Source organism: Paraburkholderia azotifigens, from assembly GCF_007995085.1.
In the GTDB taxonomy this organism is placed as follows: domain Bacteria; phylum Pseudomonadota; class Gammaproteobacteria; order Burkholderiales; family Burkholderiaceae; genus Paraburkholderia; species Paraburkholderia azotifigens.
In genome coordinates this window covers 1064812-1078299 of sequence record NZ_VOQS01000005.1, presented here as the reverse complement: position 1 = coordinate 1078299, position 13488 = coordinate 1064812, and the positions used below count along the sequence as shown (strand labels likewise).

Genomic DNA, 13488 nt, shown 5'->3' with positions numbered 1-13488 from the left:
GAAATACGATACGACAGGCGCGCGAATCCGGCTGGCGGGTTGCCACGCTTGCATCTCAGCGGTGGTGTTGGCCGCACTCGAACAGCCGTTCACGAGAGGTTGGCATTCTTCAGTCACTTCGGCCCAGGCATCGCATGGCGAGCCGATTCGCGACTCCGCGCCGACGCCTTTATTCGCAGGCGTTTCGCGTCGCATCAGGCACGGGTGCAGTGCGATTGGCATATCTCGTGCACTGGTCGCTACGGGTGTTTTCGCGCCCCTATCTGCAATGGAGACCACATGAACACGAAACTCACCGGTGCGCTGCTTGCGGCGTGCTTCGCATCGTTTGCGATGCCTGTGCTGGCGGGCGGTTATGACGCGGCTTCCGACGCTCGAGCAGGCGGGGTCGTGAAAACGTCTCACGCCGGGCATGCCGTTCAGCACGAAGGCGCAAATTCCGAGGCTTTGAAGAATCACGGCGGCGTCGGCGGCGTCGGCGGGACTGGGGCGGGGAAATCGGAATCGGGCCGGCGCGAACAGCCCGACAGTATCGATCCGATGTATCGCGGCGGCTGATCGCGCGTTTCAAACCCAAACGCCGAACCTGAGGCTACCGTCAGCTTTGCTCCCATTTCATCCGACGATAAGCGCCATTTCCACGCGATTCCGGATCTGGCGCGCCGAACTGTTCGTTAAATCAGCCTAATGAGGTGATTTGCTTGTTTTTGCCATCCCGCGCGTTCTATCCTGTTTCGTTTGAAAGGCGAAAGGGGATAGCGTGGACCGCGTTCAGGCAATGGAAGTGTTCACTCGGGTGGTCGATGCAAACAGCTTTACGCGTGCCGCCGAGCAGCTCGGCATGCCGCGCGCGACGGTGACGACGACCATCCAGAATCTCGAAGCGGTGCTCGGCGTGCGTCTGATGAACCGGACCACGCGGCGTCTGTCGCTTACGCCGGAGGGCGCCGCGTACTACGAGCACTGCATCCGCATCATCACGGACATCGCGGAAACGGATGCGAGTTTTCAGGCGGGCAACCGCAAGCCGAGCGGCGCGCTTCGCGTGCACATGCCGAACTCGCTCGGCCGTCATCTCGTGATTCCCGCGTTGCAGAGCTTCCATCAGCGCTATCCGGACATCGCGCTCGATCTGGGCCTGTCGGACCGGCCCGTCGATCCCGTCGAAGAGGGCATCGACTGCATGATCCGCGCGGGCGCGCTCGAAGATTCGTCGATGGTCGCGCGCCGGATCGGCACGCTCAAACGCGTGACGTGTGCCTCGCCCGACTACCTGGCGCGTTACGGCGAGCCGCAGAGCATCGACGATCTCGCCTTGCATCACGCGGTGAATTTCCGCGTCGCGCACGGCACACGTCCGATGCCGTGGATCATTCTCGTCGACGGCAAGCCGATCGAAGTGCGGATGAACGGCGTCGTCACGGTCAACGATTCCGAGGCATACGTCACGTGCGGAATGGAAGGCTTCGGGCTGATCCAGCCGATGCTGTTCATGGTCGCGCCGCAACTTCGCAATGGCTCGCTGAAGGAAGTGCTGCCCGCGTTCAAGCCGAAGCCCAAGCCGATTTCGATCGTCTATCCGAACAACCGGCATCTGTCCGCGAAAGTACGCGTATTCGCCGACTGGGTCGCCGAGCTGTTCGATTCGACGCCTGCACTCGCGGGCGGCGACGAGCGGCGCGTCGCCGTGCCGAGACGCGAGACGCAGCCGGATCATGGGCCGATTGCGGCTTGATCGGGCAGGCTCGCGAGCGGGATCGTTTTATGCTCACGCCGTGATAGAAAATTTATCAGCGTTTTCCTTACTGCGGCGACTGGAACCACTCGCTGCGCATCGTGTCGGTAAACCATATCGCCCTTTATAGGGGATGCGAAATGGTTACGGAACAGCCGGGGGCGACACCCCTTTCCGAAGACGATGCACGCCGGCAATTGCGCCGCGCCGTGATTGCCAGCACGATCGGCACGACGATCGAATGGTACGACTTCTTCCTCTACAGCATCGTCACGGGCCTTGTATTCGCGAAGCTGTACTTTCCTGAATCAGACCCGCTTGTCGGCACCTTGCAGGCCTTCCTGATCTACGCCGTCGGCTTTATCGCGCGGCCTGTCGGTGCGGCGATTTTCGGGCACTACGGCGACCGCATCGGACGCAAGGCGACGCTGATCGTCACGCTGTTGTTGATGGGGCTCGCCACGTTCGCTGTGGCCTTTGTTCCGACCTATGCGACGATCGGCATCTGGGGCGCGGTCCTGCTCACTGTGCTGCGTTTCATTCAGGGCGTCGGAGTCGGCGGCGAGTGGGGCGGCTCGGTGCTGATGTCGATGGAATGGGCGCGCACGAATGCGCATCGCGGTTTCGTCGCGTCGTGGCCGCAATTCGGCGTGCCCGCCGGGCTGTTCATCGCTAACCTCGCGGTGCTGGCGATCAGCCAGATATCCGGCAGCGCTTTTCTTGCCTGGGGCTGGCGCGTGCCGTTCTTTCTCAGCATCGTGCTGGTCGCCATCGGCCTCTATATCCGCCTGAATATTCTGGAAACACCGATCTTTGCGCGTCTGCTCGCAGAACGGAGGATCGAAAAAGCGCCGGCGCTCGAAGTGATCCGCCGTCAGCCGAAAGACATCCTGCTTTCCGCGTTCGCGCGCATGGCCGAGCAGGCGCCGTTCTATATCTTTACGGCCTTTGTGTTCACGTATGGCGTGACGAACCTCGGCGCGTCGCGCGATCTGCTGCTCATGGCCGTACTCGCGGCGTCCGTGCTGGAATTCTTCACGATCCCGCTGTTTGGGCACGTGTCCGATCTGATCGGGCGCAAGCGGATGTACATGATCGGTGCGGCGCTGGTCGGCATATTCGGCTTCGTGTACTTCGCGATGGTCGACACGAGGAATCCGATGTGGATCTTCGCCGCGATCGTGCTTTCGCTGGTACCGCACTCGATGCTGTATGGCCCGCAGGCCGCGTTGATCGCCGAGACGTTCACGGGGCGGCTGCGTTATAGCGGCGCGTCGCTCGGCTACCAGCTTGCGTCTGTGATCGCAGGCGGTCCCGCGCCGTTGATCGCGACTGCGCTGTTCGCCTATTACCACTCGGGCTATGCAATTGCGATTTATATCTTGGTGTGCGCCGTGATCAGTCTGTTCGCCACTTCACGTCTGGGCGATTACACGAACCGGGATATTTCGCGCGAATATGATGAAGAGCGAATGATGGGCGATCACGGACACGCGACGCCTGTGCGCTGATCGTAGCTGTCGGCGGAAGCGAAAAAAAACTGGCGTACGCGCATCGCTTGCGCGTACGCCGTCAAGACGGTCCCCGACCGTCACCCTCTCGAAACGATCACTTCATACTCAGGCACCCAGTTCACGCTTTGCACGTCAGCGACCTGATCTTTCAAGCCGACTCGCGGATCGTGTCGGGCGTCGAGATAGATGGGCGCGTCGGCGCGCAGCGGCAGCACGGTTAACATCAACGGCTGCCGCGTATCGATCGTCACGTTGCGTACGCCGATCTGCCACGGCAGGCCGTTGTAGAAGTGATCGTCGATCATGTTCGCGCCAGAAAACAGCCGGCCGATATCGCCCGTGTAGCGAATCGACAGATAAGCGTTGCCAAGACCAGGCGCGTTCAGCGCCGCTTCCGGCAAATCGATCCGCCACGCCGCGGCCTTGCCGAACGTCTCCGGCGTGGGCTCGACAGCGGCATGCGCCGTACCGCCCGGCACGACAGGCGGCACCGTTTGTGCCGCGCGCAAAGGCGTAATCGTTGCATCGAATGCGACGGGCGGCACGGTAACGATGAAACGCTGGAAGAATCCGCTTTGCTTCGATTCGACCATTTGCTGCGTCGAAGTTGGTGTGCGCGTGAAGGGCGGATACACAGCGAAATCGAACGATGCCGCATCCGTTGAACGCAACACGAGTTCACCATCGCGAGCGAACGCCAGCGCATCGGTCAGAATCAATCGTCGCTGGCCGTCGAACGGCAACACGCTGAGCCGTTCAATGTCTTCGCACGCGAGCACGATGATCGTGATGCGTGTGCCGTCGCTGCATGTCGCGACGAACGGTTCGCCTGGTGTCGGTTGCACGATGAGCGCGCCGTCGGCTTCGTGCACCGATAGATTCGAGCGAGCGTCCACAGACGCGACGTGTTTCACGCAATCCGCGTCGAATGCGAATTCCGGCGGGATGCCGTCCGTCGCCGCAAACACATGCGTTTCGCCTTCGGCAGACGAGAGCCGCGTGACGGGCTGCGCGGTTGCATATCGCAAGCGTGCGTTGCCGAGCGTCACGCCGATCGGCCAGATGAACCACGCGCCCGGCGCGATATCGATCGGCGTTGAAGGCAGCGTGATCGTGCGCGTCGCGAGCTTCACCGAGAACTGCACACTGTTCCATGCGGGCATCCGGTGCTGTCGAACGTGGTTATTGAAGAACAGGAAGCCACGATCGCCGTCGGCTCGCACCGAATAGCGCGGCACTTCCAGATTGTCGTGGCCATGCGGCACGATGTCCGGCCGATACACATCGCACGTCGCCAGCGCGCGACCCCATTGCTGAAGGAACAGATGCACCGGCCGAAGTTTGCCGAGCACGGGATGCGCTTCGCCATTGGCGCCGAACGGAGCCTGAAAATCGTAGTGGATGACGGGCAGGTCGTTGTAGCCGCCCGTCGCCGTCGATTCCTGTCCGTCGAGATCGCGAGGCGGATTGCGCCCGCCATGCAGCATGTAGTAGCCGTACAGGTTCACGCCAGAGCCAAGCTGCACGGGCAGCATCGCCGCGATGTCGTCGGCGTCGAGGACGGGGCGGCGGCGATACATCATCGGCACGCCGCCGCCGAACTCGGCGCCGAGAAACGGCGTTTCATCGGCGACGGCATCGGCATCGCCCGGTCCGGCGTTGTGCGTCTGGGCGCCGAGATCGCCACCCACGCGGCTCGCGAAACGAAACCCATACACTTCGTTGGGCGGCGACATATCGGTCGACGTACCCCACGGCAAGTCCGGGTAGCCGCCGAAAACGGGCGTCACTTCGCGGTGCGGAAACACCGCGTTGTCCCAACCCGTCACCGTGTACAAGGGCACATCGAGTCCTGCTTCGAGCGCGAGCCGCTTGAGGGTCGCGATATGCTCGCGTCCCTGCTGCGGACCCGTCAGGTTGTACTCGTTCTCAAGCTGAATGCCGATGACAGGGCCGCCGTCCTTCCACAACAAACCCTTCAACTGCGCGGCTATTTCCTCGAAAAAGCGCTGCACGTATTGCAGATACAGCGGATCGTCGCTACGCACCGGCACCTGATCGACGACCCATGCGGGAATGCCGCCATAACGGACTTCCGCATGCACCCACGGACCGATGCGAACGAACGCGAGCAGGCCGCGCTTTGCGCTGATTTCGACGAAGCGGCGCAGATCATTGCGTGCGCTCCAGTCGAATTGCGCGGGACGCGGCTCGTGATATCGCCAGATCACATACGACGACACGATATCGACGCCCGCCGCCCTGACCTTCGCCAGTTCGTCGCCCCACTGCGCTTCGGGCACGCGCGAATAGTGCAGTTCGCCCATCACGGGCAGCCACGGCTCGCCGTCGCGCGTCAGGTAGCGGCTGTTGATGCCGATCGCACGGCCATCGGGCGACGTGTTCGTGCCCATCTGCAGCATGCCCGTGCGCGGCGCATCGCCAGGACGGCTTGCATCGACGGTCAACGGCGTCGACGCGTGCGCCGAGCGGGCCGTCATGCGTCGATCCACGCACACACGTCGGCGGTGCCGAGCGTGCGTTGTCCCAGCACGAATTGCGCGTTGTCCGGTGCGGGCGCGTCGACGCTTTGCGCGCCGAAGTTGAACGCGAATGTCACATCGCCGCGACGACGCACGCGCAGGCCTTCCGTCAACGGCGTCACCGCGAGTCCTGCATCACGCGCCGCGCCTTCCAGCAGCGCGCGATGCAACGGCGCATCGAACCACGCGCTTGCATAGCGCACATGCCCGCGTGCGACGACGGCGGGCCAGTTGTCGTCGAAGCGTGCGAGCACGTCGATGCCGTCGCGCGTCTCCAGATGCTCGCGCCAGTGCAATGCCATGCCTGTCACGCCGTCGAGCGTGGCCGACGGCTGAAGCGTGGGACGCAACGAATCGACTTCGAGCACCTTGAACGGCAAGGCCGTCTGCAACGCGCCGGGCGGCAACTGCGCGGGAATCGCGAAGTCGGCAGTCTTCGATCCTGTGCGCGGCCCGATCACCCATTGCGCCGACGACTGTTCGACCGTCTTCGCAAAGCCTGCAGGCAAGGCCGCGAGACCCGGCACGACGATCAGTTCGTAGCCGGAAAGATCGGCCTGCGCGGACACGATATCGACATCGAGCGCCATCTCGCGCAACGTACGGTAGTACTCGAATGCGAGCGTCTGATAGTCGAAGCCCTTCGCATGCCGCTGGATCTCGAACATCCATTGCGTCTCGTAGTCGAATACGAGCGCGACCTGAGCATGCGGCGCGGGGCCGCTTTGCGCGAGGCTCGACAGCGCCGCCGATTGCACGATTTCCCGCGCGGCGCGCGCCACTTCGCGCCCGCCCGGCGAGAGCGTGTTGTCGGGCAGATTCAGACCCGAATGCATCTGCTCCTGTGCGAACGGCGCCTGGCGCCAGCGGAAATACGACACGAGTTCGGCGCCGTGTGCGAACGCCTCGTAGGCCCACAGACGCACCATGCCGGGTGCGGGCACCGGGTTCCATGGCGCCCAGTTAACGGGGCCCGCTTCCTGTTCCATCACCCAGAAACGGCCTTGGCCGATCGCGCGATAGCGGTCGTGATCGAACGCCGACACGTCGGGGTGTCCGGTGCGTGCGTAGCGTGCCTTGTCCTCTTCGCTCAGGGCGATTACTTCGGTACGCGCAATCGGATAGCTGTCCCACGTAGCGACATCGATGCTGTTGTTCGCGGCGAAGCGGTAGTGATCGAAGGTCGTGAAAAAGCCCATGAAATTGTGCAGCATGTCCGCGTTCGGCGCGTAACGGCGCAGCACGTCGATCTGTTCGCGATGAAAGCTCGACACCTCGTCGGACATGAAGCGGCGGAAGTCGAGCAGATGAATCGGATTCGCGTCGGTGGGCGTGAGGTTCGGCAGTTCGATCGTATCGAACGACAGATACTCCATGCTCCAGAACACGTTGCCCCAACGCTGGTTCAGGTTGTCGACGGTTTCGTAACGGCGCGCGAGCCATGCCTGAAAGTGCCGGCGTGCCGCCTTCGAATAGCTCGGCACGGTCTCATGACAGCCAAGTTCGTTATCCGTCTGCCACGCGACGACCGCGGGATGCGCGCCGTAGCGCTGCCCCATCGCGTCGACGATACGCACGCACTCGCGTCGATAGGGTTCGCTGCAAATATCGTAATGGCGGCGCGAACCGTAGTTCCACGTCTTGCCGTCGGCGCGCACGGGCAGCATCTCCGGCATCGAATCGACGAGCCACTTCGGCGGCGAAGCCGTGGGGGTGCCGAGCACGATCTTGAGCCCCGCGTCGGCGAGCGTCTGCACGGCGCGGTCCAGCCACGCCCATTCGTACACGCCTGCGCGCGGCTCCATACGGCTCCAGGCGAATTCCGCGATCCGCACATGCGTGATGCCGATTTCGACCATCCGGCGCGCGTCGTCGGCCCACATCGTTTCCGGCCATTGTTCGGGGTAGTAGCAAACACCCAGTTGCATTGTCGATTTCTCCAGAGATCAGTAGTGGGCTGTCGGCGTCAGCCTTTGCTTGCGCCGAACGTGAGGCCGGCCACGAAATGTTTTTGCATCGCGAAGAACATCAGCACGGAGGGCAGTGCGGCCAGCACCGAACCCGCTGCAACGAGATTCCATGCGGTCGTCCATTGCCCTTTGAGCGCCGCGACGCCGACCGTGATGGGCGCGGCGTCGTCGCCCTGCGTGAGGCACAGCGCCCAGAAGTAGTCGTTCCAGACGAATGTGAAGACGAGAATGCCGAGCGCGGCGAGGGCAGGACGGATCAGCGGCAGCACGATGCGTGCATAGATGGTCCATTCGCTCGCGCCTTCGACGCGCGCCGCTTCGATCAGCTCGAACGGCAACTGCTTGATGAAGTTGCGCAGAAACAGCGTGCAGAATCCTGTCTGAAACGCGATGTGAAAAATGATCAGCGCCCACACCGTGTTGAACAGGCCGACCTTCAGCGCCATGTCGCGCACGGGAATCATCAGGATCTGCACGGGCACGAAGTTGCCCGCGACGAACATGAACAGCACGACGATGTTGCCGCGAAAGCGATACGTCGCGAGCGCGAAGCCCGCCATCGACGCCAACAAAATTGCGCCGAGCACGGACGGCACGGTGATCAGCACGCTATTGGCGAAGTAATGCAGCATCGGCGTTTGCGCGAGCGCCGTGCCGTAATTGTCGAGAAGCGCGAAATGCTTCGGCCAGGTCCAGTAGTCGCCTTGCGACAGTTCATCGGAAGAGCGGATCGACGTGATGAGCACGGCGAGCATCGGCAGCAGCCACACGAACAGCGCGAGCGGCAGCGACGCCTTGTAGATCGCGCGATTCCAGGGTTTCCAGCGTTCGACGGGAAGCGGATACATGTCAGTTCTCCTTGAGCAGGATGCGTGATTCAGCGTTCTTCGCGCAGCATCCGGCGCAGATGGAACACGATGTAGACGAGCATGATCGCGAACAGCACGACGGCAATTGCGGCCGAGTAGCCTTCGCGGTAGTACTTGATGGCCTGGTCGTACATGTAATAGGCGAGCACGGTCGAGCTGTCGAAGGGACCGCCGCCGCTCATGACGGCGATCAGATCGAAGCTGCGCAGCGCGCCGATCACGGTCAGCACGACGGCCATGAACGTAGCGGGGCGCAGTTGCGGCAGGATCACGTGCCACAGCAGACGCCAGCCTTTCGCGCCTTCCATGCGTGCGGCCTCGACCACTTCAGGGTTGATCGACGTGAGGCCCGTGAGATACAGCACCATGCAGTAGGGCGTTTGCGGCCAGAGCGCGGCGAACACGATGCCGAAGGTCACGGTATGCGCGTCGCCGAGCACGGGAATGCCGTGGCCGACAATCACTTTGAGCAGGCCGAACGTCGGGTCGTAGAACCAGCTGAACACGAGACCGACGACGACGCCCGACAACACGAACGGTGCGAAGAACAGCGACTTCACGACGCGCATGCCCTTCACCTGCTGGTTCAGATACAGCGCGAACAGCAGGCCCAGCGGCGGCGCGAGCAGGAAGAACACAAGCCAGATGAGGTTGTTCTTCAACGCGACATAGAACGTATCGGCCTGAAACAGCTCGACGTAATTGGCGAGTCCGATGAAAGTCTTCGCCGTCATCCCATCCCAGTTGTAGAAGCTGAGCGCGATGCTGCTGAAGATCGGATAGATCACGCACAGCGCGAACAGTGCGCAGCCCGGCAGCAGAAAGAAGAACGCCGCGCGATTGCGTGCGCGCCCGGATGCGGACGTGCGGCGGCTGCGCGCCGAAGGCAGGCGGGCAATAGACGTGGACATGACGAAGACCTCGTTCGATACCGCTCGCCAGATGCGGCGAGCGGCAGGTGATTCGTGGGCGCATCGCATGAGACGCGCCCGGCGGGCGGCTGCCGACAGCGCGGCCGCCCTTCAGGACATCACTTGTGGTAAATGCGCTTGCGGGTTGCTTCGAGACGGGCGAGCAGCGCATCGATCTGCGACGGATCGTTATAGAACTGCTGCATCGCCTTCATGCCTTCGTCGGCCATTTCCTTCGTCATGTCGCGATCGTAGAACTGCGCGATGCCGCCCGTCGTGCTGGCGAGCGTCTGGAAACCGACCTTGGAGATGGGATCTTCAGGCTCGGTCGCCTTGCTGTTCGACGGCAGCTGACCCCAGCCGCGCGCGAGATCCGCGTTGATTTCAGGCGTTTCCATGAAGGCGAGCAGACGGCGCGCGTCGGTCTTGTTCTTTGCCTTCGCAGGAACGAGCAGCACGTTGACGGGACCGTCTTCCGCCGTCGGCACCTTCGGATCGATGACCGGGAAGCGCATGAAGCCGATCTGGTCCTTGACGCTCGACGTAATGCCCGCCGAGAAGAACGTGCCCATCAGCATCATCGCGGCCTTGCCGTTGGCGAGGAACGGGCCGATCGAATCGAGATCGTAGGAGAGCGCGTTGTCGATGTAATAGTGATCGTCCATCAGCGTCTTCCACGTCGTGTAGACCTTCTTAACGCGCGGATCGGTGTACGGCACTTCGCCTGCCATCAGCTTCTGGTGGAACGCATTGCCGTTGATGCGCAGATCGAGATAATCGAACCATGCGGCAAGCGTCCAGCTGTCGCGCGCGGCGACGGCGATGGGCGCGACGCCGCTTGCCTTGAGCTTCTTGCAAGCATCGAGGAATTCTTCCCACGTCTTCGGCTCGCTCTTGATCCCCGCCTTTTCGAACAGATCCTTGCGATAGAAGAAGCCGTACGCATCGTAACCAAGTGGCGCCGCATACTGCTTGCCGTTATACGTCGAGGCTTCCTTCACCGAAGCATATTGCTGGCTCCAGCCGTTCTTCGCCCAGTCGCCGGATAGATCTTCGAGCAGGCCGCGCTTCGCGTAATAGGCCATGCGTTCGCCGTCGTGCCACGATACGACATCAGGCGGATCGGTGGCGAGCCAGCCGCCCATCTGCACCTTGTACGCTTCTTCCGTGATGTAGGTGATCTTCAGGTCGACGTCGGGATTGGCCTTCTTGAACTTGTCGAATGCGTCCTGCCAGGTCGAGCGCTGGTTGCCGCGCGCCGACACGTTGACGTTCAGCTGACCGGCGTCGGCATTCGAGACGAGGCCTGACAGCAGCGCCGCCGATACCGCGACGGCAGCCGTCACGGCGCGCGGGTTGAAAGAGGCGAGCCCGGCAATGCGGCTCAGGTGCTTGTTGATCATCGTGGTGTCTCCTTGAACTGCGTTGTTGGCCGCCCGCTCGATGCGGACGGCGGTCTTCGTGCCCACCGCGCCGGCTCTGTGGCCGGCTGCTGAGAACCGCGAGCCCGGCAGGCAAGGCTCGCGTCGTTGGGCCGGGTGCCCGTCAAGCTGTTTGCAGCGCGACGGCTTGTGTTTCTGTTGCGACCGTGCGCTCCAGCGCCGTGCCTTCTTCGTCGAACAGATGGCACGCGTCGGCGGGCAGACGCAATGCGAGCGGCTCGCCGTTGCGGATCGCGATATCGCCGGGTGCCTTCGCGATCAGCGTGCCGTCTGCGCATTCGACATGCACGTAGCTGTGCTCGCCCAGTTGTTCCGTGATCAGCGACTTCACCGCGAGCGTTTGCGCATCGCCGTCGAGCCGGATGTGCTCGGGACGAATGCCCAGCGTGACGGGCTGGCCGCGTGTCAGGCGCGCACCATCGACATGCACGTGCAGCATCGATTCGCTTTTCTTGAGCTTCACATGCACGCCGTCATGCGCAATAGCGTCGACTTCACCGTCGATGAAATTCATGCGCGGCGAACCGATGAAGCCCGCGACGAACTTCGAGCGCGGCCGATGATAAAGCTCGAGCGGCGCGCCAACCTGCGCGATGCTGCCGAAGCGCTGCGTGTCCGCGCCTGCGTGCAGCAGCACGATCTTGTCGGCGAGCGTCATCGCTTCGATCTGATCGTGCGTCACATAGACGACGCTTGCCTGCGCAAAGCGCTGATGCAGCCGCGCGATTTCGATGCGCGTCTGGCCGCGCAAGGCTGCGTCGAGATTGGATAACGGCTCGTCGAACAGGAACACGCCCGGCTCGCGCACGATCGCCCGGCCAATCGCGACACGTTGACGCTGGCCGCCCGACAGTTCGCGCGGCTTGCGTTCGAGCAGCGCATCCAGTTGCAGCACGCGCGCCGCTTCACGCACCTTGCGGTCGATCTCGGCTTTCGGCGTCTTCGCGAGCTTCAGGCCGAACGCCATGTTTTCGAAGACAGACATATGCGGGAACAGCGCGTAGCTCTGGAACACCATCGCGACACCGCGCTCGGCGGCAGGGACGCCGTTCATCGACTGGCCGCCGATCGTCACGTCGCCGTCGGTCTGATCTTCGAGTCCGGCGACGATGCGCAACAACGTGGACTTGCCGCAGCCGGACGGACCGAGGAACACACAGAACTCGTGTGCGCCGATTTCGAGGTCGAGGTTGCGAATGACGGGCGCGTTCGCGCCGAACGTCTTCTGGATGTTTCTCAGGGAGATCGCGGACATGGTGTTTTCCCTGGATTTAAACGCTTAAATTTGCATCGAAAAAAATCGCACAGAAGCTTGCGCGGCGTAGATTTAAGCGTTTAAATTCGGGTGTGCTCGAAGGCGCGTTCATGTTCGTCTCCATTGTGCTTTCGGGCAAAGTTATCAAAGCCTACGCGAAGTGTGCAACATCTGATTCGCAGTCTCTCAATGTGGGATCTTTCCTTTTCTTTCGGGCAGTGCACGAAGCATGGCGACATTAAGCGACGTGGCGCGGCGTGCGCAGGTCACGGCGGCCACGGTATCGAACGTCTTGCGCAATCCGGACAAGGTGCGCCCGGAAACGGCCGAGCGCGTGATGCGTGCGATCCGCGAACTCGGCTACCGGCCGAATCTGAACGCACGCGCGTTGGCGGAAGGGCGCTCGCCGACGTTGGCGCTGATGCTGTCGAGCATTGCGAATCCGTTCTATCCGGAGTTCGTGCTTGCGGCGGAGCGCGCGGCGCGGCGCGCCGGCTATTTCCTGATGGTGTGCAACACGGACGATGACGCGGAGATCGGTCGCGCGTATCTGACGCAGATTGCGGGCACGCTGGCGGAAGGCGTACTGGTGCTCAACACGGATATCGCGATCAATGAGTTGTGCGCGTCCGCGGCGGTGGGCGCGCCGATCGTGCTGAGCTTGTGGGAGCATCCCGAGAACCTGCCCGCGCTGCCATGCGTGGCCGTCGATTTCGCGCATGCGGGCGAGCTTGCGGCGCGGCATCTGCTCGAACTGGGGCATCGCGACATCGGCATGCTGGTCGGCGATGGATGCGGCGGCTTGCAGGATGCGCGCGCAACGGGCTTTCGGGAAGTGATGCGCGAAGCGGGACTCGAACCGGACGATGCCGCCGTGCTGCAGATTCCCGATACGATCGACGCGGGCTTTGCCGCGTGCATGGAATTGATGGAGCGCGAGCCGCACCTTGGCGCGCTGTTCGCGACCAACGATCTGCTGGCGATTGGCGCGTTGCAGGCGCTTGCTACGTTAGGGCGCAAAGTGCCTGACGACGTATCCGTGATCGGCATTACGGATATTCAGCTGGCGCACCAGGTGCGTCCTTCGTTGACCACCGTGGCGATCAATACGGAAGCGATTGCGCAGGCGTCGATCGAATTGCTGATACGGCTGATTCACGAGCCGCATGGGGAAGGGCCGCCGCCTGCGGTGATTGCGCCGTTGCCGAAACTGGTGAGGCGGCAGTCGACGTGAGGAGGTTGTGCGTGC

Annotated in this window: 10 protein-coding genes; 4 read left to right on the top strand and 6 right to left on the bottom strand. The window is 62.6% G+C overall.

What is annotated here, in order from left to right; genetic code table 11:
• Positions 1 to 279: 279 nt before the first annotated feature.
• The 3 genes from FRZ40_RS36805 to FRZ40_RS36795 all read left to right on the top strand — a co-directional run bounded on the left by FRZ40_RS36805 (position 280) and on the right by FRZ40_RS36795 (position 3246).
• The gene (locus FRZ40_RS36805) at positions 280 to 558 is read left to right on the top strand and encodes a hypothetical protein (protein WP_147237469.1); all 279 of its coding nucleotides are present in this window, start codon (positions 280 to 282) and stop codon (positions 556 to 558) included.
• 202 nt (positions 559 to 760) lie between these two features.
• The gene (locus FRZ40_RS36800; RefSeq protein ID WP_147237468.1) at positions 761 to 1735 is read left to right on the top strand and encodes a LysR family transcriptional regulator; all 975 of its coding nucleotides are present in this window, start codon (positions 761 to 763) and stop codon (positions 1733 to 1735) included.
• 140 nt (positions 1736 to 1875) lie between these two features.
• Positions 1876 to 3246, top strand: a complete 1371-nt coding sequence (locus FRZ40_RS36795; protein WP_147237467.1) for an MFS transporter — start codon at positions 1876 to 1878, stop codon at positions 3244 to 3246.
• Positions 3247 to 3326: 80 nt separating this feature from the next.
• On the opposite strand, the gene FRZ40_RS36790 is transcribed toward FRZ40_RS36795, so the two are convergent.
• The 6 genes from FRZ40_RS36790 to FRZ40_RS36765 form a co-directional block, all read right to left on the bottom strand.
• On the bottom strand, positions 3327 to 5750 hold the full coding sequence (locus FRZ40_RS36790; RefSeq protein WP_147237466.1) for a beta-galactosidase: 2424 nt from the start codon (positions 5748 to 5750) through the stop codon (positions 3327 to 3329).
• Positions 5747 to 7720 (bottom strand): beta-galactosidase, encoded by a 1974-nt coding sequence (locus FRZ40_RS36785; protein WP_147237465.1) that lies wholly within the window; start codon positions 7718 to 7720, stop codon positions 5747 to 5749. The genes FRZ40_RS36790 and FRZ40_RS36785 overlap by 4 nt, the downstream gene beginning before the upstream one ends.
• A gap of 38 nt (positions 7721 to 7758) precedes the next feature.
• Entirely contained in the window at positions 7759 to 8610 is an 852-nt protein-coding gene (locus tag FRZ40_RS36780) for a carbohydrate ABC transporter permease (protein WP_147237464.1), read from the bottom strand.
• A gap of 29 nt (positions 8611 to 8639) precedes the next feature.
• Entirely contained in the window at positions 8640 to 9542 is a 903-nt protein-coding gene (locus tag FRZ40_RS36775; protein WP_147237463.1) for a carbohydrate ABC transporter permease, read from the bottom strand.
• Positions 9543 to 9661: 119 nt separating this feature from the next.
• Positions 9662 to 10945, bottom strand: a complete 1284-nt coding sequence (locus FRZ40_RS36770) for an ABC transporter substrate-binding protein (protein WP_147237462.1) — start codon at positions 10943 to 10945, stop codon at positions 9662 to 9664.
• Between the two features lie 142 nt (positions 10946 to 11087).
• Entirely contained in the window at positions 11088 to 12239 is a 1152-nt protein-coding gene (locus tag FRZ40_RS36765; RefSeq protein ID WP_147237461.1) for an ABC transporter ATP-binding protein, read from the bottom strand.
• 229 nt (positions 12240 to 12468) lie between these two features.
• Between FRZ40_RS36765 and FRZ40_RS36760 the strand changes: the two genes are divergently transcribed.
• On the top strand, positions 12469 to 13473 hold the full coding sequence (locus FRZ40_RS36760) for a LacI family DNA-binding transcriptional regulator (RefSeq protein WP_028364145.1): 1005 nt from the start codon (positions 12469 to 12471) through the stop codon (positions 13471 to 13473).
• Positions 13474 to 13488: the final 15 nt, after the last annotated feature.